The sequence below is a fragment of the Verrucosispora sp. WMMA2044 genome (assembly GCF_027497155.1).
Taxonomy (GTDB): domain Bacteria; phylum Actinomycetota; class Actinomycetes; order Mycobacteriales; family Micromonosporaceae; genus Micromonospora; species Micromonospora palythoicola.
The window spans coordinates 5377632-5399214 of sequence record NZ_CP114913.1 but is presented as its reverse complement, the minus strand read 5'-3'; the positions used below and the strand labels follow the sequence as shown (position 1 = coordinate 5399214).

The window sequence follows — 21583 nt, the reverse complement described above, 5'->3', positions numbered from 1 at the left end:
CACCGAATCCGGGTCCGTCCCCCGTTCCTCCCGTACCCGTCCCCCGTAGGGGAACCATCTCGCCAGTGTTATGAGGGATCCGACATGTTTAACTGTCCGCACACATCCAACTACCCTCACCGTGATCGGCATTCATCGATCAATCTGCCACGAGCAGGTGGACGTTCGGTGCCGGTCGGAGGGAGGTAGGAAGATGGCTCTTCCACAGAGATCCGTGCTCGTCGGGCTGGCCGCACTGGCCATGGTGGCGGCGGCCACGCCGGCCATGGCGGCCGAGCCGGTCGGCACCGTCCGAAGCGCCGGTGGCGCGACCGCGGTCAAGGACAGCTACATCGTCGTGTTCAAGGACAGCGAGGTCAGTCGTACGTCCGTCGGCTCCTCGGTGGACCGGCTGCTGCGTCGGCACGGCGGTGCCACGGCCCGGACCTACAGCGCCGCCGTGCGTGGTGCCGAACTGCGGGTCAGCGCGCGCGCCGCGGCGCGGATCGCCGCGGACCCGGCCGTCGCGTACGTCGAACAGAACCACGTCGTCTCCATCGCGGGAACCCAGACGAACCCCCCGTCCTGGGGCCTGGACCGGATCGACCAACGGAACCTGCCGCTCAACAGCTCGTACACGTACCCCAACACGGCCACGAACGTGACCTCGTACGTCATCGACACCGGCATCCGGACCACCCACTCGGACTTCGGCGGTCGGGCGACCTGGGGCACCAACACGGTCGACTCCAACAACACCGACTGCAACGGCCACGGCACGCACGTGGCCGGCACGGTCGGTGGCTCGGCGTACGGCGTGGCCAAGGCGACCCGCCTGGTGGCGGTCAAGGTGCTCAACTGCTCCGGCAGCGGCACCAACGCCGGTGTGATCGCCGGCATCGACTGGGTCACCGCCAACGCGGTGAAGCCGGCCGTGGCCAACATGAGCCTCGGCGGCGGGGCGAACACCGCGGTCGACAACGCGGTCGTCAACTCCATCAACTCCGGCGTCACGTACGCGGTGGCCGCCGGCAACGGCAACGCCCTCGGCCAGCGGCAGAACGCCTGCAACTACTCGCCGGCCCGGGCCGCACCGGCGATCACCGTCGGTGCCACCCAGAGCAACGACGCCGCCGCCAGCTTCTCCAACTACGGCACCTGTGTGGACATCCTCGCGCCCGGGGTGAGCATCACCTCCGCCTGGCACACCAGCGACAGCGCGACGAACACCATCAGCGGCACGTCGATGGCCTCGCCACACGTCGCCGGTGTGGCGGCGCTGGTGCTGTCGGCCAACCCGTCCTGGACGCCCCAGCAGGTCCGGGACTACCTGGTCAGCAACTCCACCCCGAACGTGATCTCGAACGTCGGCACGGGAACCCCGAACCGGCTGCTCTACGTGGTCAACGGCAGCACCCCGCCGCCGACCAACGACTTCTCGGTCTCGGTGTCGCCGACCTCCGGCTCGGTCACGGCGGGCAGCTCGGCGAGCGCCAGCGTGGCCACCGCCACCACCAACGGCTCCGCCCAGTCGGTGAGCCTCTCGGCCAGCGGCCTGCCGTCCGGGGCGACCGCCTCGTTCAGCCCGGCCACCGTCACCTCCGGCGGATCGTCCACGATGACCATCAGCACCTCGGCCAGCACGCCGGCCGGCACGTACACCGTGACCGTCACCGGCACCGCGGCCTCCGGCACCAGGAGTGCGACGTACTCGCTCACGGTGACCGGCGGCAGCGGCGGTGGCTGCTCCGGGACCAACGGCACGGACGTGTCGATCCCGGACTCGGGCTCGGCGGTGACCAGCTCGATCACCATCTCCGGCTGCAACCGGAACGCCTCGTCGAGCTCGACCGTCGCGGTGAACATCGTGCACACCTACCGTGGCGACCTGGTCATCGACCTGCTCGCTCCGGACGGCTCGTCGTACCGGTTGAAGAACAGCAGCATCTTCGACGGCACGGACAACGTGAACGCCACCTACACGGCGAACCTGTCCAGCGAGGCGGCGAACGGCACCTGGCGCCTCCAGGTTCGCGACGTCTACGGCGGTGACACCGGGTACATCAACACCTGGACGCTCACCCTCTGACGTGCGGTACGGCGAACGGGCCCCGGCGCTACGCCGGGGCCCGTTCGTCGACTCGGGTCAGACCGCGAACTCGGTCGGACGTTCGGTGGCCGGCGCGGGTGGCCGGGCCTTCCACAGCCCGGTCTTCTGCGCGAACAGCCGACCCAGGTACGCGGGATTCAGGATCACGTAGCGCCGCCACAGGCGCTTGGGCTCCAGGCCGAGACGCCAGAACCACTCCAACCCGGCGCGCTGCATCCACGGCGGCGGCTGACGCAGCAGCCCGGCGTGGTAGTCGAAGGCCGCGCCGACCGCCATCATCGGCATGTCCAGCAGCGGGCGCATCGCGTACGTGAAGATCTCCTGCCGGGGGCAGCCGAGCCCGACCAGGACCAGCCGGGCGCCGCTGGCCTTGATCCGGTCGGCGATCTCGACGTCCTCGCCCGGCTGCACACCGCGGAACTTGGACGCCTCCACCCCGGCGATCTTCAGCGCCGGGAACATCCGCTCCAGCGCCGGAATCAGCCGGGTGAGGGTCTCCTCGGTCGAGCCGTACAGGTAGACCGGCAGCCCTTCGTCGGCGAAGCGGGAGAGCACGTGCAGGGTCAGCGTCGGCCCGTAGACCCGGTCGGTGAGCCCCGCGCCGTGCAGCAGGTTCAGCGCCCAGCGCACCGGCTGGCCGTCCGGGGTCACCACGTCGAAGGAGTTGAGCCGGGCGTTGTGCGCCCGGTCCAGCACGCCAGTCATCACGCCGTGCACGGCCAGCGCGGTGAGCGCCAACGGCTGGCGTTCCTGTGCGGCGGCCACCACCCGCTCGGTGGCCTCGGCGTAGTCGGTCGCGTCGACCAGGACACCGAGCACGTTCTTCTTGGTCATGCCCCCGGCACCCACTTGTCCACGTTGGCCTCGTAGATCTCTCGCATGATCATTGGTACGTCGTACACCTGCTTCCAGTCCGGATAGTCCGCCTGGAACGCCTCGTTGGAGCCGATCCACCACTTGTGGTCGCCGATCCGGTTGGCCTCGACGTACTCGGTGATCATCTCCTGGCCGGTGATCTGCTCGGCCAGCGTGAACGCCTCCCGGTTGGAGGTGTTCGAGTGCCGGCCGCCGCCGAGGTTGTAGACGGCGGCGGAGCGGGGGTTGCGGAAGAACGCCTCGAACGCGGACACCACGTCCGAGCTGTGGATGGCGTCCCGGACCTGCTTGCCCTGGTAACCGAAGATCTTGTAGGTGCGGCGCTCCATGTTCGCCCGCATCACGTAGCCGAGGAAGCCGTGCAGCTCGGTCGCCGAGTGCGCCGGCCCGGTCAGCGTCCCGCCCCGGAAGCAGGCCGTCTTCATGCCGAAGTAGCGGCCGTACTCCTGCACCATCACATCCGCCGCGACCTTCGAGGCGCCGAAGATCGAGTGCAGGCAGGCGTCGATCGACATGTCCTCCCGGATGCCCTGCTCGTACGGGTGGCCCGGCTCGATCTCCCACCGGGTCGCCAGCTCCACCAGGGGCAGGCTGTTCGGCCGGTCGCCGTAGACCTTGTTCGTGGAGCAGTGGATGACCGGGGCGTCGATGCAGTGTTCCCGGACGCTCTGCAACACGTTGAGCGTGCCGGCGGCGTTGACGTCGAAGTCGGTGAACGGGTCGCGTACCGCCCAGTCGTGCGAGGGCTGTGCGGCAGTGTGGATCACCACAGCCACGTCCCGGCCGTACCGGCCGAACAGCGCGCCGAGCGCCGCCCGGTCCCGGATGTCGATGCTGTGGTGGGAGTACGCCTCACCCAGCTCGTCGGTCAGCCGGCGGACGTTCCACGCGGTGGACGCCTCCTCGCCGAAGAACTCCTGCCGCATGTCGTTGTCGATGCCGACGACGTCGAGACCGAGGCCGGCGAAATGCCGGACCGCCTCGGAGCCGATCAGCCCGCCCGACCCGGTCACGAATGCGACACTCACATGCCACTCCTGGTGCGTCGGAGGCAGAAACCATCGGAGCATAGCGTGACGTCCGGCACGCCCCGATACGGAGCGAGGGCCCCGCATTCCGCGGAGCCCTCGGCTGTGGTGGGGAAGGGGGGAGTTGAACCCCCACGTCCTTTCGGACACACGGACCTGAACCGTGCGCGTCTGCCATTCCGCCACTTCCCCGTGGCTTGACCTCGATGAACGTGGCCTGCACCGGCCTCGCCGGTCACCGGCGAGCCTCGGCCATGCTACGTGACCTCGGTCTGTCGCCGCGAATGGCTTTCGCTGCTCGCAGCGGTTACCGTTCGTGGCGGACGAAAGAGTAGCACGACAATCAGAAGCCGTCCGAACGGGCCGTGGCCTGCCGGCCGAGCGGCGTGTGAGCTGCGTGCGCTCTGGACGGATACCATCATGTCCTCGGGACCCGAGGAGGAGCCGGTGAGCGTGCTGCAACGCTTCGAGAAGCGTCTGGAAGGCCTGGTCGAAGGGGCTTTCGCCAAGGTCTTCAAAGGGGTGGTCCACCCCGTGGAGATCCTCAACGCCATGCAGCGGGAGGCCGAGGCACACAAGGCCATCCTCGCTGGTGGGCGTACGTTGGTGCCCAACCGCTACGTGATCGATCTCTCCCCGTACGACCACAGTCGGCTGGCGCCGTACGCCGCCGCGCTGGCCCAGGAGTTGGCCCAGTCGCAGGCGGAGTTCATCGGCGAGCAGGCCTGGACGGTCTACGGGGACGTGATCGTCGAGATCGAGCGCGGTGAAGGACTGGACACCGGGATGTTCCGGGTCACTGCGGAGGTCTACACCGGTGGCGAGGTCGCCCCGGTCTCGGCGCCCGGTTACGACGCCGGTCCGCCCGGATACGACGCCGGCCCGCCCGGCTACCCGTCCTACGACCAGGGTGGCGGCTACGGCCCGCCGCCGGGTCACGGCGGCGGGCGCAACATCCGGCTGGTCTCCGGTGACGGCCGCACCTATCCGCTGCAGATGGGTTCGACCGTGATCGGTCGAGGCGACCAGGCCAACCTGCGCCTGCCGGACGTCGGCATCTCCCGCCGACACGCCCGGCTGGACTTCGACGGCGGGCAGGTCGTGCTCACCGATCTCGGCTCGACGAACGGCACCATGGTCAACGGCCAGCGGGTCTCCGCCGTGGCGTTGAACCCCGGTGACATGATCCAGCTCGGTACGACCACTCTGACCTTCCGCGTGGACGGCTGATCCGCCTTGCCGGAACTCGTTATCACCGTTGCCCGGTTCGGATTCCTCGTGCTGCTGTGGATCTTCGTGTTCACGGTGGTCGGTGTCATCCGGCGGGACCTCTTCGCGGGGGCCCGCTCGGGTCGGCTGGTGGCCGCGCCCCGGGCGGTGGGCGCGTCGACAGGTCAGGCGACGGCGAAGCCGGCGAAGGTGAAGCGGGGGCGGGCGGCGCACCAGCTGGTGGTGACCGCGGGCCAGTTGGCCGGCACGCGGATCACGTTGGGTGAGGCGCAGATAACGATCGGTCGGGCCGAGGACTCCACCCTCGTCATCACCGACGACTACGCGTCCGCGCGACACGCCCGGCTGGTGCCGCGGGACGGGCAGTGGTTCGTCGAGGACCTGGGTTCGACTAACGGGACGTACCTGGATCGCGCTAAGGTCACCGGACCGACCCCCGTCCCCCTCGGCGTGCCGATCCGGATCGGCCGCACCTCTCTCGAATTACGGCCATGACTCTGACCCTGCGCTATGCGGCCCACAGCGACCGCGGTCTGATCCGAGACGGTAATCAGGACTCCGTCTACGCCGGGCCGCGGCTACTCGCCGTTGCCGACGGCATGGGCGGTATGGCCGCCGGTGACGTCGCCAGCAACATTGTCATCGGTGCCATGGCGCCACTGGACGAGGACGTCCCGGGCGACGCCCTGGTCGACGCGCTCCGCTCCGCCGTGGGCACCGCCAACCAGCAACTCCGCGAGACGGTGGAGGCCAACCCCCAGTTGGAGGGGATGGGCACCACGCTCACCGCGACCCTGTTCTCCGGCAGCAAGCTGGGCATGGTCCACATCGGCGACTCGCGGGCCTACCTGCTGCGCGACGGAGAGTTCGCGCAGATCACCAAGGACGACACCTACGTCCAGATGCTCGTCGACGAGGGCCGGATCAGCCCGGAGGAGGCGAGCAGCCACCCCCAGCGCTCGTTGCTCACCCGGGCCCTGGACGGCCGCGACATCGACCCGGAGTACTCGGTCCGGCAGGTGCTGCCCGGCGACCGGTATCTGATCTGCTCCGACGGGCTCTCCGGCGTGGTCAGCGCGGAGACCATCGCCGAGACCATGCGGGAGTACGCGGACCCGCAGCAGTGTGTCGAGCGGCTCGTCCAGCTCGCCCTGCGCGGCGGCGGTCCGGACAACATCACCGTGATCATCGCCGACGCCACCGACCGGGACATCGTCGAGGCGGCCCCGATCGTCGGCGGTGCGGCGGCCCGGGACCGGGGGATGGCCACCTCGGCCGACGTCTCCACCCCGGCGGCCCGTGCCTCGGCGCTCTCCGCGCCCCGGCCGCCGACGCCCGACGATTCCGCCGCGAACGCCGACGACGAGCCCGAGGCGCGCCGGCGCCCACTGCGTGCGCTCGCGATGACGACCGCCCTGCTGGTGATCGTCGGCGGTGGTGTCTTCGCCGGGTGGAGCTACACGCAGCGCCAGTACTACGTGGGCGCTACCGAGGACGGCCAGGTGGCCGTGTTCCGTGGCGTCCAGGGTCAGATCGCCGGGATGGACCTCTCCAGCGTGCACTCCGAGAGCGAAGCCCAACTGGACGACCTCACCCTGGCCGCGCAGGAGCAGGTGAAACAGGGCATTCCGGCCAAGAGCGAGCCGGACGCGGAACGACGGCTGGCGGAGCTGACGATGGACAGCCCGACGAACGTGAACCTCAAGCCGATCTGTCCGCCGACACCGAGCCCCACGCCCTCGCTCGTCGGATCGCCGTCCCCGACGCCGAGCGCGCCGACGGGATCGCCGAGCGCCCCGGCCGGCTCGCCGAGCAAGGTGGGTGGCGTCTCGTCGTCACCGAGCGGCGCGGCGACGGGCACCCCGAGCGGTGCCTCCGCCGCCGCGCCGGACAGCACTCCCGACGCGCCCCCCGTCGACACCTTCACGCCCACGGTCGACCCGGCGGCCTGCCGGTCGCCCGAGTAGGCACCGGCTCCCACCCGAGGACGATCGTGACCGCAGCGGCCACCCCGGCATCCTCGCCCGCGACCGCGGGCGAGCGACCCGGCGTACGCATGGCCCGGTCCCGCCGCAACGCCGAGCTGTCGCTGCTGCTGCTGGCGATGGCGCTGGTGGCCGCGTACGGGGCGATGGTCGAGGCGAACGTGCTCGACACGGTCACGCCGGGCTTCTGGGTGCCGGCCGCCACGCTCACCGCGGTGTTCCTCGGCATGCACCTGGTGATCCGGTTTCTGGCGCCCTTCGCCGATCCGGCGCTGCTACCGGCGGTGGCCCTGCTCAACGGGCTGGGCGTCGGCTTCCTGCGCCGGCTCGACCTCGCCAACGCGGCCCCCGAGGAGCGGGCCGACCTGGCCATCTTCGCCGGCACCGGCGGCCGCCAGCTCGCCTGGACGCTGATCTCGGTGGTCCTCGCCGGCGGCCTGCTGGCGTTGATGCGCGACCACCGGTCGATCTCCCGGTACGCGTACACCCTGGGTCTGGCGGGCATCGTGCTGGTCATGCTGCCGGCGGTGCTGCCGGCCAGCATCTCCGAGATCAACGGCGCGAAGCTCTGGGTACGCATCGGCAGCTTCTCGATCCAGCCCGGCGAGTTCGCCAAGCTCGCCCTGCTGGTCTTCTTCGCCTACTACCTGGTGCGCAAGCGCGAGGTGCTGTCGCTGGCGAGCCACCGGTTCCTCGGCATCGACTTCCCGCGCGGGCGCGACCTCGGCCCGGTGCTCGTCGTCTGGGTGATCAGCCTGCTGGTCCTCGTCTTCGAGAAGGACCTGGGCACCTCGCTGCTCTACTTCGGCATGTTCGTGGCCACGGTCTACATCGCCACCGAGCGGGTCAGCTGGCTGCTCATCGGCCTGGTCCTCTTCTTCGGCGGCGCCTACCTCGCGTACGTGCTCGGCGAGGCGGTGGGCGGTCCGTTCGCGAACTTCTATCTGCGGGCACAGATCTGGCTCGACCCGTTCGCCCAGCCCTACGACGACGGTTACCAACTGGTGCAGGGGCTGCTCGCGCTCGGCTCCGGCGGGTTGTTCGGTGCCGGGCCGGGCGGTGGTCAGCCGCTGATGCTGCCGGAGGTGCAGAACGACTTCATCTTCGCCGGCATCGGTGAGGAGATCGGCCTCTTCGGTCTCTCCGCGCTACTGGTGATCTACCTGCTCATCGTCGAGCGGGGTCTGCGGGCCGCCCTGGCGGTCCGGGACTCGTTCGGCAAGCTGCTCGCCGGTGGCCTGGCCTTCACCCTCGCGCTCCAGGTCTTCGTGATCGTCGGCGGGATCAGCAAGCTCATCCCGCTGACCGGTCAGACCACCCCGTTCCTCTCCGCCGGGGGCTCCTCGCTGATGGCGAACTGGCTGCTCATCGCGGTGCTGCTGCGCGTCTCCGACGCCGGTCGCCGGCCGGTCGACGGTGCCGGCGGCAAGGTGACCCGCCCATCCGGGCCGCCCGAGCAGCTGCACGGTGCCCCCACGGAGGTGATCAAGCCGTGAACGCACCGCTGCGTCGGGTCGGCGTCGTCGTGATCGTCCTGTTCGGGCTGCTCTTCGCAAACCTGAACTGGATCCAGGCCTACAAGGCCGACGAGTACCGCACCAGCGACTACAACGGTCGGGTCCAGGTCGCCAAGTACGACCGCAAGCGCGGCAACATCGAGGCCGGTGGCACCGCGCTGGCGGTCAGCAAGGAGACCGACGGCGAGCTGAAGTACCTGCGTACCTACCCGGGCGGCGCGAAGTACGCCCACGTGCTCGGGTACGAGCCGGTCAACGGCGCCGCCACCGGGCTGGAGCGCGCCGAGAACGACTTCCTCGCCGGCACCAGCGACCAGCTCATCGTCAACCGGCTGCGGGACATGGTCACCGGCGACACCACCGCCGGCGGCAACGTGCTGCTGACCCTGTCGAAGCGGGCGCAGGACACCGCGTACGACGAGTTGCGCGGCAACAACGTCGGGGCGACCAAGGGCGCGGCGATCGCCCTCGACCCGGCCACCGGGGCGGTGCAGGCACTGGTCTCCATTCCCAGCTTCGATCCCAACCCGCTGGCCAGCCACGACACCGACGAGGCGACCGCCGCGTACAACCGGCTCGAACAGGAGGCGGGACGACCGCTGCGGAACCGGGCGCTCGGCGAGGTGCTGCCGCCGGGCTCCACCTTCAAGATCGTGGTGGCCGCGGCGGCGCTGGAGAACGGGATCACCAAGGAGACGAACATCCCGGCCGGATCGAGCTACACCCCGCCCACCTCCGGCGAGCCGATCCGCAACGCCGCGCCGTCGATCTGCCCCGAGTCCCAGGTGACCCTGATGAACGCGGTCACCGAGTCCTGCAACACCGGCTTCGCCAAGCTCGGCGTCCAGCTCGGTCCCGACGTGCTCAAGGAGAAGGCCCGGCAGTTCGGGTTCGAGCAGGAGGACCTCACCGTCGGCCGGCTCGGCGAGGGTGGGCTGAGCGTGGCGGCCAGCCGGACGGGCAGCATGGAGAACCCGGACGGCGGCCCCGACCCGGCGGCGCTGGCGCAGTCCTCCATCGGGCAGCGGGACGTGCGGATGACCCCGTTGCAGGGCGCCATGATCGCTGCCGCGGTGGCCAACGGCGGCAGCCAGATGCGGCCGTACCTGGTGCGTCAGCTGCTGGCACCGGACCGCACCACCGTCTACGACACCGCCAACCCGCGCGAGCTGCGCCGGCCGGTGAGCAATCAGGTCGCCGCCGACCTGCGGGACATGATGGTCAGCGCGGTGGAGAACGGCACCGGCCGCAACGCCCGGATCAACGGCTACACCGTCGGTGGCAAGACCGGTACCGCACAGTCCGCGCCGGACCGCCCGGACCACGGTTGGTTCATCGGCTTCGCGCTCGACTCCGAGGGCAAGCCGGTCTCCGCCGTCTGTGTCGTCCTGGAGGAGGCGGGCAGCGGCGGCAGCGCCGAGGCCGCCCGGATCGCCGGTCAGATCATGCGGGCCGCCATCGCCGAGCCCGGGGGGCGCTGACATGCTCAGTCCGGGGGTCCAACTCGGTAACCGCTACCGCCTCGACGAGCGGATCGCCAGCGGCGGCATGGGCGACGTCTGGCGCGGCACCGACCAGGTGCTCGGTCGTACGGTGGCGGTCAAGAGTCTGCTCCCGGCGTTGCTGGACGAGCCCGGCTTCGCCGAGCGGTTCCGCGGCGAGGCCCGCACCATGGCCACGATCAACCACCCCGGCGTGGTCGACGTCTACGACTTCGGCAACGACCAGCACATCGCCTTCCTGGTGATGGAGTACGTCGAGGGCGATCCCCTCTCGGCGACGCTGAGTCGGGTCGGCCGGCTCACCCCGGCGCGGACCATGGCGCTCGTCGCCCAGGCCGCCGACGCGCTGCACGCCGCGCACGTGAAGGGCATCGTGCACCGGGACGTGAAGCCCGGCAACCTGCTGGTCCGCCCCAACGGCACGCTGGTGCTCACCGACTTCGGCATCGCCCGGTCGGACCTGGTCGGGCAGCTCACCGCGGCCGGCTCGGTGCTCGGCACCGCGTCGTACATCTCGCCGGAGCAGGCCACCGGCCAGGTCGCCACCCCCGCCTCCGACGTCTACGCGCTCGGCGTGGTCGCCTACCAGTGCCTCGCCGGCCGGCGGCCCTTCGAGGGTGACAACCCTCTCGACATCGCGATGCGGCACGTCCGGGAGACGCCCCGGCCGCTGCCCTCCGACATCCCGCCCCAGGTCCGCGCGCTCGTCGAGCGGGCGTTGGCGAAGGACCCGAAGGATCGTTGGCCGAGCGCCGCGACGCTGGCCGGTGCGGCCCGGCAGTTGAAGACCGCGCTGTCCCGGCAGGCCCGGGCCGGTGGGCAGGCCGCACCGATCTCCGCCGCGCCGGCCTCCCCGGCACCCGGCCGCGCGCAGGTTCCGCCGCCGCAGGCACCGCGTCCGGTGGCGGCCCCGCACTCCCCGGCCCCGGCGCATCCGCCGGCCATGGGGCACCGACCGCCGCCGAGCCACCCACCGGCTGCCCCGCACCGTCCCACCGCAGTGGCACCGGCCGCCGCCGGCTACCCGCGCGGGGCGGCCACGGTCCCGCCCGGGTACGCTCCGCAGCCCGGACCGTCACGCCCGGTACCCCGACGGTCACGATCCGGCATGGTCTTCCTGGTCATCATGCTTGGCGCACTGGTCCTCATCTGCTCCGGCGTGATTTCCTACCAACTGCGGAACAACCTCGGCGCGGGCACGCCGGGGACAGTTTCCGTGCCAACGGTGACGTCCGACGCGCTGCGGCCTGACGGGCGAGACGATCTGGTCGATACGGCGTACCGTCGACTGGATCAGCCCCGACCGGGCGGCGACGTGACGACGACGAGCGAAGGACGACAGACGCGATGACAGCGCAGGCCCGCCTGCTCGGTGGCAGGTACCAGGTCGGCGAGCTGCTCGGGTACGGCGGCATGGCCGAGGTGCATCGCGGCCGTGACCTGCGGCTCGGTCGGGACGTCGCGATCAAGATGCTCCGCGCCGACCTGGCCCGGGACGCCACCTTCCAGATGCGTTTCCGGCGGGAGGCGCAGAATGCCGCCTCGCTCAACCACCCGGCCATCGTCGCCGTCTACGACACCGGTGAGGAGCAGGCGCCGACCGGCGAGACCCTGCCGTTCATCGTGATGGAGTTCGTGAACGGGCGCACGCTGAAGGAGGTGCTCGGCGCCGAGGGCCGGTTGCAGCCCCGGCGGGCGCTGGAGATCTCCGCCGACATCTGCGCCGCGCTGGACTTCAGCCACCGGCACGGCATCATCCACCGCGACATCAAGCCGGGCAACGTGATGCTCACCCAGACCGGCCAGGTCAAGGTGATGGACTTCGGCATCGCCCGGGCGCTGGCCAGCGGCGCCACCACGATGACGCAGACCAGCGCGGTCATCGGCACCGCGCAGTACCTCTCCCCGGAACAGGCGCGCGGCGAGGCGGTCGATGCCCGTTCCGATGTGTACGCCGCCGGCTGCGTGCTCTTCGAGCTGCTCTGCGGGCATCCGCCGTTCGTCGGCGACAGCCCGGTCAGCGTGGCGTACCAGCACGTGCGGGAGGCTCCGCCGACCCCGAGCGACATCAATCCGGATGTCAACCCGGCGGTCGACGCGATCGTGCTCAAGGCACTGTCGAAGAATCCGCTCAACCGCTACCAGAGCGCTGGCGAGATGCGGGCGGACCTGCTCCGCGCGGCGGCCGGCCGGCCGGTGCTGGCGACCCCGGTGATGCGCGAGGACGAGACCGTGGCGATGGCCGCGGCCGGCCACCCGGGCTACCCGGCGGGGGGCGCGACGCAGACCCGGCAGATCCCCGCCCGGGTGGGTGATCCGCGCCAGCGCAAGGCGTCGTCCTGGCTGATCGCCACGTTCGCCGCGCTCGGCGTGCTCGCGGTGATCGCCCTGGTCGCCGCCCTGCTGCTGAACCAGCGCGACGAGCCGCAGGACGTCGCGGTGCCGACGGTCACCGGGCTCAGCCGGGCCGACGCGTTCGCCCAGATCGAGCGGGACGGCTTCGTGCCGGCACTCGGCGATCCGGAGTTCACCTCGGACTGCAAGGAGGGGACGGTCACCAACCAGTCCCCACCCCCCGGCGAGCGGGCGGCACCGAACAGCACGGTGACCGTACGCATCTGCGGTGGCAAGCCCGAGGTGGAGATCCCCAACGGCCTCGTCGGCAGCACCCAGGAGGCCGCCGAGACCCAACTCAAGAACCTCAAACTCAAGGTGAAGATCGAGGAGGACGACAACTCGGCCACAAAAGGCCAGGTGTTGAAGGTCGACCCGCCTTCGGGCGAGAAGGTCGCGGAAGGCACCCAGGTCACCCTGACCGTATCGAGGGGCAACGTGGCGACGGTGCCGTCGGTGGTCGGCCTGCCCCAGGCGGAGGCGGAGCGGACCCTGGAGCGCGCCGGCTTCGACGTCGAAACCGACCTTGGTCCGGAGGTGCCCGCCGACGAGGCCGGGCGGGTGGTCGACCAGAGTCCGAACGGCAACGCCGAGCGCACCAAGGGCAGCACGGTGAAGATCATCGTGTCGGTGCCGGAGCCGGAGGATCCGGATCCGCCGACCCAGACCCCGCCGACCTCCGGTGCTCCCACCACGCCGCCGCCGGACGATGACGACGAGGGTGGTGGCGGCGGGCTCCTGCCCTCCTTCTCTCCGTTCCGTCTCGGGGAGTGACGCCGCCGACCCCTCCGGTCGACCTGGTGAAGCGCCGGCGGCGACGCCTGCTGCGGCTGGCCGTACCGGTCTTTGTCGCGCTGCTGCTGACCGTCAGCCTGCCCTGGCTCTGGACGACAGTCGGTGCGCGTGGCCACGTCCACCCGGCGGCGCAGGCTCCGACCGCCGACGTGGTGATCGTGCTGGGTACGGCCGTGACGGAGGACGGTCGACTGCCGGGCGTCCGGCTCGCCGGCCGCTTGGAGACCGCCGCCGAGTTGGTGCGCAGCGGTAAGGCCCGGGTGGTGCTCGTATCCGGCGACGGTGCGGGCCAGTCCGGCGACGAACCGGCGATCATGGCCGCTCACCTGACCGAGCAGCTCGGCGTCGAACCCCAGCGCGTCGTCGCCGACCCGAACGGGCTGGACACGTACGACAGTTGCCTGCGGGCCCGCCAGGTGTACGGCATCGAGCGTGCCCTCGTCGTCACCCAGTCGTATCACCTGTCCCGGGCGGTGACGCTGTGCCGGCACGTCGGCATCGACGCCGACGGGGTGACCGCCCGCTGCTCGGGTTGCGGCACCGGCCTGCTGGTGCGCAAGGCGGCCCGGGACTACCTCGCCAGCGGCAAGGCGGCCTGGGACGCCGTCCGCGACCGGCCACCGGCCGTCACCTCACCCGCCGATCCCGCCGTCTCCGACGCGCTGACCCGCTGACCGCCGCCAGGGACCGGAGTGACGACCCCGAGACCTGATTCTCAGGTGGTGGCGAAGGCGGCGCGGCGGCGGGCGTCGACCTCGGCGGCCAGTTCCGGGGCGCGTTCCAGCGCCTCGGGGTGACCGCAGGCGGCGAGCCAGTTGGCCAGCATCAGGTGCCCGCCCTCGGTCAGCACCGACTCGGGATGGAACTGGACGCCCTCGATCGGCAGCGTGCGGTGTCGCATCGCCATCACGATCCCGGAGGCCGTCCAGCCGGTCACCTCCAGCTCGGTCGGCAGGGTTTCCCGCAGCACGGCGAGCGAGTGGTAGCGGGTCGCCGTGAACGGGTCGGGCAGCCCGGCGAGGACGCCGGTGTCGTCGTGCCGGACCTCCGAGGTCTTGCCGTGCAGCAGCTCCGGAGCCCGGGTGACGGTCGCTCCGAACGCCTCGCCGATGGCCTGGTGACCCAGGCACACCCCGAAGATCGGCAGCTTGCCGGCGTACTCGCGGATCACGTCGAGACAGACGCCGGCCCGGTCGGGGGTGCCCGGTCCCGGGGAGAGCAGGACGCCGGCCGCACCGACCCGGCCCACCTCGGCCACCTCGATCTCGTCGTTGCGGCGCACCTCGCACTCCACGCCGAGCTGGCCGAGGTACTGCACGAGGTTGAAGACGAACGAGTCGTAGTTGTCGATCACCAGGACGCGCATCGGGCTCACTCGTCCTCGTCCGGTGGCGGGGTGTTGTTCCGGTCGGTGTCGTACGGCAGGTCGTGCTCGTCGCCCGGTGGGGCGTCCTCGACCGCGCCGTCGTCCCCGGGCCCGACGTCGCCGTCCGGCCCGCCCGGTACGCCGGAGTCCTCCTGGGTCACCTGCACGTCGTCGAAGGGCAGCAGCGGTTCCGCCCAGGGAAACACCACGTACCACAGCAACGCCACCATGGTGGTGGCGAGCAGCAGGCTGCCGACGAGCTTGCCGGGCAGCCCGAAGGGCAGCTTGCGCCAGATCCAGGCGTACATCGTCAGGTCCCCAGCTCCGCCGGGCGTCCCTCGGCCTTCGGCTGGGTACGCGTCAACTCGGCGTGAATGATCAACCGCTCGTAGTTGTCGAACTTCGGGTTGCAGGTGGTCAGGGTCAGCATCCGTTTGGTCGGTTTCTCGCCCGGACGACCCGGCACCGGAGCCACCACCTCGACCTGGGTCGGCTTCACGACCAGGCTCTCGGTCACCTGGTAGACGTACCACTCGTTGCGGCCCTCGACCAGGATCGGGTCGCCCTCACGCAGCTCGTCCAGCCGCCAGAAGGTGGCCCGGTTCCGGTGCCCGGCCACGGAGAAGTTGCCCACCTGGCCCGGCATGGCGCTGTCCGGGTAGTGCCCCGGCGCGTACCGGATGTCCTGCTGGCCGACCCCCTCGACCACGATCCATTCCTTGTCGAACTTCGGAATGTAGAGGCCGGCGATCGGGGTGCCCTGCACCGCAGGTTTCGGCTTGACGGACGGGCTGGCCGACGCGGACACCGTCGGGTCCGTCACCGGCTCGGGTGCCCACGCCTGGGCCAACTGCTCGCTCAGCTCGCCCTGGTGGGCGTCGACGATCGCCGACTTGCCCCAGATCTCGTAGCCGGCGAAGAGCAGCACCACCAGGCCGAAGGTGATCAGCAGTTCGCCGCTGAACCGGAGACCGGTGCGTACCCGGGACCACAGCGACGGTCGGGTCAGCTCCGAGTAGACGCTCTTGTAGCCCTCACCCGTCTGGTGGGGGCGTAGTTGCACCACCCGGTCGCCACGCCGCGGCTTCGGTGCCTCGGCGGGCTGGTCGGCACCGTCCGACGGTTCCTCGCTCCTGGGCGGCCGAGGTACGGCACCCATCAGGGCGGTCGAGTCCAGGACCGGCGGAGCGCTCGGCCTGGCGGCGGTGACCGCCGGGATGAGGGCGGTCGCCGCCGGGTCGGCCGACCGGCCCGGCGCGGACGGCTGGCCGGGTGCGGGAGCTTGCCCCGGTGCCGTCGGCTGGCCGGGTGCCGCCGGGCGGGCCTGCTGACCCGAGGTGGAGTTGACCGGACGGTCCGTGGCCGCCGGGCTGCCCGGGACGGCCGCAGTGCCGGGATGGCCGTTCGTCGCCTGAGTCGCCCTGGTCGACTCCGTCCCCCGGCCGGCTGCCGGACCGGCGACGTCGCCGACCTTCGGTATCAGCGCGGTCGGGCCCTCACCGGACCAGTCACTCTGACCGGGTGCGCGTTCCGGCGACTGCCGTGCCGGCTCGACGCCCGCTGCGCGCCGACTCTCGGCGGACCAGGACGGTACGGCCGGCGGCTGGCCCGGCACCGGGTACGCCGAACCGTTCCCGGCGGGCCTGTCCTGGCCGGCCTGCCCGGCATGTGGCGACTGCGGTGCCGACCTGTCCTGACTTGGCTGGCCGGGACGCGGCGGCTGGACCGGGCCGTTGGTGCTCGCCGGTCCGACGAACGGCGCCTGCGATGCTGGCGCTGCGCCGGCAGGCTGCCCGGACCCGGGGCGTGGCGGCTGCGGTGCCGACGCTGCGGTGCCGGCCTGGCCGGCACCGGGACGCGGCGCGTGCTCACCGTGGGGTGCGCCGAACTGCGGGTTCGGCGTGGCTGGCGACGGCTGTGGTGACGGACCGGTCGGTGGCGTGGCCGGGCGTACGGTGGCGGGGTTCGTGGCCCCGCCAGGCTGCCTCGGCGGCTCGCGGTCGGGCCAGGTCGCGCCACCGCTGGGTGGCGTCGGTGCGGTCCCGGCCCGGCTCGGACCGGGCGTTTGGGTGCCGGGCCAGGGCGGTGGGGTGCCGGTGACGCCCGGATGACCGGATCCGGCGTGACCGCCGTCCGGGGCTGTTGGGCGGCTGCCGCTCGGTGGCTGCTGTTGGGGGTCGCTCGGGCGCCGGGTGGGCTGGAAGGCGCCGTGCCACGGCGTGGGCCCTACCGGAATGTCCGGCTGACCCGACGGCAGGGGCACGCCATGCCACTGGTCGTTGTCTCCCGCGCTCTGCGGCGGACCGGATGCGCCACGAACCGGACCGGGCACGGAGTCCCACTGGTTGGCCGTGCGGTCGGGATCCGCTGGACGCTGCGCGCCGGGTGCCGGATCCCACTGGTTGGCGCCACGACCGGTGGTCGCGGCGGTGTCCCACTGGTGCGCCGGCGGTGCCGGGTCCCATCGGCCGGAGCCGGCGGGCGAGGTGGGCTCGGCGGTCCCGTCGAAACGGCCGGAGTTGGTCGGCCGCTGGCCGTCCGGCAGCCGACCCCCGGCGGCAGCCTGATCGGTCGGCCGCCGAGCTGGGGTCGGCGACGGATCGTGCGGTGCCGGCGATGGTCCGGACCGGGTGGGCAGCACCGGGTCGGGCCAGGCACCCGCCGTCCGGGCGTCGGCGGACTCGGCCCGGTCGACCTTGGGCAGGAAGGCGGTGGGCTCGTCGGTCTGGTCGCGGTGCCGACCGTCTGACTGCGGGCTCACCGGGGGCTCACTGCGGCACCGCCGGCACCGTCGCCGAACGCAGGGTGGTGGAGTCCTCGAAGGCGGGCACCGTGACGGTGCCAGGGGTCTCTGAGTAGCCGAGTTGGTAGTTGTCGACCGCGTCCCTGAACCACCGGACTCCCTCGGAAGCGGCGAGGGCCTGCCGGAGTGCGGCGGGATCGCCAATTGCTACGATCTTGAAAGGTGGGGAGTACACCCGGCCGTGCAACAGCAGGGTGTTACCCACGCAGCGTACCGCGCTGGTCGTCAGGACGCGCACGTTCATGATTGACATCGCCTCGGCACCGCCGGCCCAGAGCGCGTTGACCACCGCCTGCACGTCGCCCTGGTGGACGACCAGGTCGTCGTTGGAGGCACCTTCGGGCAGATTGCTCAACTGCGGTGCGTCGTTGAGCTCTACGGTCAGGCCGGTGCCGGTGAGGGCGGTGAAGCCGGCGGCGGCCCGGTTGGCGTCGGCCCGCTGCTGCTGTTCCCGGATCGGGCCGTTCGAGTTGGCCAGGACGGCTGTCCGGCTTTCCACTTCGCCGCGCAGCGTGGCGGCCCGCTGCTCGTTCGCCGCCACCTGCGCGCGGCGATCCTCGATCAGCTCGGTCAGTTGGGGTCGGCGATCCTCACGCAGGGCGGTGCCGCCCGCCGTCGTGGCCGTCGTGGTGAAGAGCAGGCCCGCCGCCAGGGCGATCAGCGGCACACCTACCGACCAGAACGGGCGGCGCTGACGTGGCCGCCGGGGCAGCAACCCGGCGACGAGTCGTCGCAGCGCCTTCTGCCACGACGCTGCGCCGGACGTGTACTCCACGGGCCAGTCCCCCCCTGCTCGTCGCGCTCCGACGCTACCCGGTGCGGGGCGCGGCGTCGGTCGTCCTGCTGCCGTTTTCCGGTGCTGCCCGGTACCGGTCTCACCTCATTCGTGGATCGGACGGGTGTTCCGGACTACGCTAGCTGTCGAACATTATTGGCCATGGACCGTCGCCCTCGCGCCCGGTTGTCAGGCCGGACGAGGTCGTAACCCCTCTGGAGAGCGCCGTGCCCAAGTCTCAGGTCCGCAAGAAGAAGGTGTACACCCCGCCCACGGACGTCCGCCCGACGGCGACGACCGCGGCAACCAACAAGCCCAGCCCGGTGTGGCTGCCGGTTCTGGCGGTGTCGCTGATCGTCTTCGGCATCGGTTGGCTGGTGGTCTACTACCTCTCCGAGCAGGAGTACCCGGTCATGGAGCTGGGGTACTGGAACCTGGCGGTCGGGTTCGGCGCGATGGTCGCCTCCCTGATCGTGCTCTCCCGCTGGCGCTGACCCGCAGCTCAAGGCCGTGACTGCCCGGCACCTCCGGCGGCCCGCCCGAGCGGCGGTGCCGCCGGCCTCCTAAGGTGTGCCAAGGGCAGCGTGGCCCCGGGTGCGAGATGACTCACGTTACTGCTGGGTAACCTTGCGCGTAGGCTGCACTGCATGACCGAGCGGAGCGAGGTCATCGACCGATCAGGTTGAGGTGCGGCGGCGTTGGTCGACGATCGCACCGACGCCGCCGGTCGCCGAGCCGTCGACAGGCAGCAGACCGGGAGGCCAACTCGATGGGCAGCGTCCAGATCGTCACCACGATCCTCGCGGCCGCCATCACCGCCGTTGCGGTGTGGCTTGCGGTACGCGCGGTCTCGAAGATGGTGGCCGTCATCCGGCTGGGTCAGCCCGATCCGACCCGTTCCGGTGACAAGATCAGCCGCACCAGGACCATGCTGGCGGAGACCGCCGGGCACACCCGGATGCTCCGTTGGAGCGTGGTGGGTGCGGCGCACTGGTTCGTGATGGTCGGCTTCGTCGTGCTGTCGCTGCTGGTGCTCGAGGCGTACTTCGAGGTGGTGTCGCCGACCGGCGGGCTGCCGCTGATCGGCGGCTGGACGCTCTACGGGTTGGTCACCGAGTGGATCGGCATCCTGGGCGTGGTCGGCATCGGCGTCCTGATCGCGATCCGGCTGGCGAATCGGCCGAACCGGGCGGGACGCCGGTCGCGGTTCACCGGCTCCACCATGTGGCAGGGCTACTTCGTCGAGGCGGTCGTCCTCGCCGTACTGGTCATGGGGTTTCTGATCCGGGGCTTCAAGGTGGCCACCGATCACTTCGAGTACCCCACCTGGGCCACCCCGCTCAGTCACGCCGTCGGCGCCGCGCTCCCCGGCTGGGAGTCCGGCGTCAGCGTCGCTGCGCTCGTCAAGATCTCGATCTCGATGGTCTGGGTCATCGTGATCTCGTTGAACGTGACGATGGGTGTCGCCTGGCACCGTTTCCTCGCCTTCCCCAACATCTTCTTCAAGCGCAGGCCGGGTGCGGCCGGCTCGGGTCTCGGCGCGCTGCGGCCGATGATGAGCGACGGCAAGCCGCTCGACTTCGAGGAGGCCGACCCGGAGAAGGATCAGTTCGGCGTCGCCCAGGTCGAGCAGTTCACCTGGAAGGGGCTGCTGGACTTCAGCACCTGCACCGAGTGTGGCCGCTGCCAGTCGCAGTGCCCGGCGTGGAACACCGGAAAGCCGCTGTCGCCGAAGCTGCTGGTGCTCAGCCTGCGTGACCACGCGTATGCCAAGGCGCCCTACCTGCTGGCCGGTGGTGGGAAGGACCTGACCGGTGAGGAGAAGGCCACCGCGGCGCAACTCGCCCACCTCGACGTGCTGGCTCTCGCCGAGGCGGAGAAGCCGCTGATCGGTGACGCCGAGTCCGGTGGCGTCATCGACCCCGACGTGCTCTGGTCCTGCACCACCTGCGGTGCCTGCGTGGAGCAGTGCCCGGTGGACATCGAGCATGTCGACCACATCGTCGACATGCGTCGCTACCAGGTGCTCATCGAGTCCAGCTTCCCCTCCGAGGCCGGCGTGATGCTGCGCAACCTGGAGAACAAGGGCAACCCGTGGGGCGCGCCGCAGAACACCCGGGAGGACTGGACCAAGGGGCTCGACTTCGAGGTGCCCCGGGTCGGTGAGATCGAGGACTTCGAGTACCTGTTCTGGGTGGGCTGCGCCGGCGCGTTCGAGGATCGGGCGAAGAAGACCACCCGGGCGGTCGCGACCCTGCTCAACGAGGCGGGTGTCTCGTTCGCCATCCTCGGTGAGGGGGAGACCTGCTCCGGTGACCCGGCCCGCCGCATCGGCAACGAGTTCGTCTTCCAGATGCTCGCCCAGCAGAACGTCGAGACCCTGAACGAGGCGTTCGAGGGCCGGGAGAAGGCCAAGCGCAAGATCGTGGCCACCTGCCCACACTGCTTCAACACCCTGGGCAACGAGTACGGCCAGCTGGGCGGCGAGTTCGAGGTGGTGCACCACACCCAGTTGCTGGCCCACCTGGTCGCCACCGGCAGGCTCACCCCGGTGCAGCCGGTCGACGGCGGGGTGACCTACCACGATCCCTGCTACCTCGGCCGGCACAACCGGGTCTTCACCCCGCCGCGTGAGGTGCTCGGCAGTGCGATCCAGGGCGAGTTGACCGAGATGCCCCGCAACAGCGAGCGCTCCTTCTGCTGCGGTGCGGGTGGTGCCCGCATGTGGATGGAGGAGCGCATCGGCAAGCGGATCAACGTGGACCGGGTCGAGGAGGCCATGTCCACCGGGGCGAGGACGGTCGCCGTCGGTTGTCCGTTCTGTTCGACGATGCTCACCGACGGGGTGAACGGCAAGGGTGCCGGAGAGCAGGTCGAGGTCATCGACGTGGCCAGCGTTCTGCTCCGCTCGGTCAAGCCCGAGCAGGTCGGCGGCGCCGAGGAGACCACGCCGGTGGCCGGCTGACCGGCCCGAACACACCGGGCGGGGCGGCACCCCTATCCAGTGCCGCCCCGCCCGGTTTTGTATTGGCGTACGTAACTATAACGAATCGGCCGACACCCTTTGTGTGCGTACCGTCGCGCAAAGGTGAATGAGCCGTTGGTCGCCTTGATTCCCCACCTACCGTTCCCTAATGTGGGGCACCGACCGCCATGGGTCGTCGGATCCCGCCACATACCTCTCGCGGGACGCCCGGTGGTCGGTTGCAAAGGAGACGCTGCC

16 protein-coding genes, 1 tRNA gene and 1 pseudogene are annotated in these 21583 nt (G+C 70.9%); 11 read left to right on the top strand and 7 right to left on the bottom strand.

All coding sequences use genetic code 11. The annotated features are described in order from the left end of the window. The first annotated feature begins 193 nt into the window (after positions 1-193). Entirely contained in the window at positions 194-2068 is a 1875-nt protein-coding gene (locus O3597_RS24595) for a S8 family serine peptidase (RefSeq protein ID WP_281602511.1), read from the top strand. Positions 2069-2125: 57 nt separating this feature from the next. On the opposite strand, the gene O3597_RS24590 is transcribed toward O3597_RS24595, so the two are convergent. The 3 genes from O3597_RS24590 to O3597_RS24580 all read right to left on the bottom strand — a co-directional run bounded on the left by O3597_RS24590 (position 2126) and on the right by O3597_RS24580 (position 4185). Beyond that, positions 2126-2923 carry a WecB/TagA/CpsF family glycosyltransferase gene (locus tag O3597_RS24590; RefSeq protein WP_164448721.1) on the bottom strand — a complete coding sequence of 266 codons (798 nt, stop codon included), beginning with the start codon at positions 2921-2923 and terminating at the stop codon, positions 2126-2128. Continuing rightward, complete coding sequence (locus O3597_RS24585; protein ID WP_281602510.1) at positions 2920-4035, bottom strand: NAD-dependent epimerase/dehydratase family protein; 1116 nt, start codon at positions 4033-4035, stop codon at positions 2920-2922. The genes O3597_RS24590 and O3597_RS24585 overlap by 4 nt, the downstream gene beginning before the upstream one ends. Before the next feature lie 64 nt (positions 4036-4099). Next, a tRNA-Leu gene (locus O3597_RS24580) sits at positions 4100-4185 on the bottom strand. 228 nt (positions 4186-4413) lie between these two features. Between O3597_RS24580 and O3597_RS24575 the strand changes: the two genes are divergently transcribed. Genes O3597_RS24575 through O3597_RS24540 form a run of 8 tightly spaced genes read left to right on the top strand, consistent with a single transcriptional unit; the run spans position 4414 to position 14090 of the window. Further along, complete coding sequence (locus tag O3597_RS24575; RefSeq protein WP_093409193.1) at positions 4414-5223, top strand: DUF3662 and FHA domain-containing protein; 810 nt, start codon at positions 4414-4416, stop codon at positions 5221-5223. A gap of 6 nt (positions 5224-5229) precedes the next feature. Further along, a complete protein-coding gene (locus tag O3597_RS24570; RefSeq protein ID WP_111242783.1) occupies positions 5230-5718 on the top strand; it encodes an FHA domain-containing protein in 489 nt (162 codons plus the stop codon). Continuing rightward, complete coding sequence (locus O3597_RS24565; RefSeq protein ID WP_281602509.1) at positions 5715-7190, top strand: protein phosphatase 2C domain-containing protein; 1476 nt, start codon at positions 5715-5717, stop codon at positions 7188-7190. Before O3597_RS24570 ends, O3597_RS24565 begins: the two co-directional genes overlap by 4 nt. Positions 7191-7216: 26 nt before the next feature. Next, positions 7217-8704: an FtsW/RodA/SpoVE family cell cycle protein gene (locus O3597_RS24560; RefSeq protein WP_164448718.1), complete on the top strand. Its 1488-nt coding sequence runs from the start codon at positions 7217-7219 to the stop codon at positions 8702-8704. Further along, the gene (locus tag O3597_RS24555) at positions 8701-10206 is read left to right on the top strand and encodes a penicillin-binding protein 2 (protein WP_164448717.1); all 1506 of its coding nucleotides are present in this window, start codon (positions 8701-8703) and stop codon (positions 10204-10206) included. Before O3597_RS24560 ends, O3597_RS24555 begins: the two co-directional genes overlap by 4 nt. Position 10207: 1 nt before the next feature. Next, positions 10208-11578: a serine/threonine-protein kinase gene (locus tag O3597_RS24550; protein ID WP_281602508.1), complete on the top strand. Its 1371-nt coding sequence runs from the start codon at positions 10208-10210 to the stop codon at positions 11576-11578. Beyond that, positions 11575-13395 (top strand): Stk1 family PASTA domain-containing Ser/Thr kinase, encoded by a 1821-nt coding sequence (gene pknB / locus O3597_RS24545; protein WP_281602507.1) that lies wholly within the window; start codon positions 11575-11577, stop codon positions 13393-13395. Before O3597_RS24550 ends, pknB begins: the two co-directional genes overlap by 4 nt. 26 nt (positions 13396-13421) lie before the next feature. Continuing rightward, the gene (locus O3597_RS24540; protein WP_281602506.1) at positions 13422-14090 is read left to right on the top strand and encodes an ElyC/SanA/YdcF family protein; all 669 of its coding nucleotides are present in this window, start codon (positions 13422-13424) and stop codon (positions 14088-14090) included. A gap of 41 nt (positions 14091-14131) precedes the next feature. On the opposite strand, the gene O3597_RS24535 is transcribed toward O3597_RS24540, so the two are convergent. The 4 genes and pseudogenes from O3597_RS24535 to O3597_RS24520 form a co-directional block, all read right to left on the bottom strand. Next, positions 14132-14782: an aminodeoxychorismate/anthranilate synthase component II gene (locus tag O3597_RS24535; protein ID WP_164448714.1), complete on the bottom strand. Its 651-nt coding sequence runs from the start codon at positions 14780-14782 to the stop codon at positions 14132-14134. A gap of 5 nt (positions 14783-14787) precedes the next feature. After that, complete coding sequence (locus O3597_RS24530; RefSeq protein WP_164448713.1) at positions 14788-15090, bottom strand: hypothetical protein; 303 nt, start codon at positions 15088-15090, stop codon at positions 14788-14790. 2 nt (positions 15091-15092) lie between these two features. After that, a pseudogene (locus O3597_RS24525) lies at positions 15093-16022 on the bottom strand (class E sortase); the annotation flags it as partial. A gap of 1528 nt (positions 16023-17550) precedes the next feature. Then, the gene (locus O3597_RS24520) at positions 17551-18360 is read right to left on the bottom strand and encodes a DUF881 domain-containing protein (RefSeq protein WP_164448711.1); all 810 of its coding nucleotides are present in this window, start codon (positions 18358-18360) and stop codon (positions 17551-17553) included. A 227-nt stretch (positions 18361-18587) separates the two neighbouring features. Between O3597_RS24520 and O3597_RS24515 the strand changes: the two genes are divergently transcribed. Together O3597_RS24515 and O3597_RS24510 are read left to right on the top strand one after the other, a co-directional pair. Next, a complete protein-coding gene (locus tag O3597_RS24515) occupies positions 18588-18854 on the top strand; it encodes a cell division protein CrgA (RefSeq protein WP_093409169.1) in 267 nt (88 codons plus the stop codon). Positions 18855-19129: 275 nt separating this feature from the next. Beyond that, positions 19130-21325 (top strand): (Fe-S)-binding protein, encoded by a 2196-nt coding sequence (locus tag O3597_RS24510; protein ID WP_164448710.1) that lies wholly within the window; start codon positions 19130-19132, stop codon positions 21323-21325. Positions 21326-21583 lie beyond the last annotated feature (258 nt).

Coding starts and splice junctions, on each gene's coding strand:
- O3597_RS24595 (WP_281602511.1), top strand. CDS start 194: ATGGCTCTTCCACAGAGATCCGTGCTCGTCGGGCTGGCCGCACTGGCC.
- O3597_RS24590 (WP_164448721.1), bottom strand. CDS start 2,923: ATGACCAAGAAGAACGTGCTCGGTGTCCTGGTCGACGCGACCGACTAC.
- O3597_RS24585 (WP_281602510.1), bottom strand. CDS start 4,035: ATGCTCCGATGGTTTCTGCCTCCGACGCACCAGGAGTGGCATGTGAGT.
- O3597_RS24575 (WP_093409193.1), top strand. CDS start 4,414: ATGTCCTCGGGACCCGAGGAGGAGCCGGTGAGCGTGCTGCAACGCTTC.
- O3597_RS24565 (WP_281602509.1), top strand. CDS start 5,715: ATGACTCTGACCCTGCGCTATGCGGCCCACAGCGACCGCGGTCTGATC.
- O3597_RS24550 (WP_281602508.1), top strand. CDS start 10,208: ATGCTCAGTCCGGGGGTCCAACTCGGTAACCGCTACCGCCTCGACGAG.
- pknB (WP_281602507.1), top strand. CDS start 11,575: ATGACAGCGCAGGCCCGCCTGCTCGGTGGCAGGTACCAGGTCGGCGAG.
- O3597_RS24535 (WP_164448714.1), bottom strand. CDS start 14,782: ATGCGCGTCCTGGTGATCGACAACTACGACTCGTTCGTCTTCAACCTC.
- O3597_RS24530 (WP_164448713.1), bottom strand. CDS start 15,090: ATGTACGCCTGGATCTGGCGCAAGCTGCCCTTCGGGCTGCCCGGCAAG.
- O3597_RS24510 (WP_164448710.1), top strand. CDS start 19,130: ATGGGCAGCGTCCAGATCGTCACCACGATCCTCGCGGCCGCCATCACC.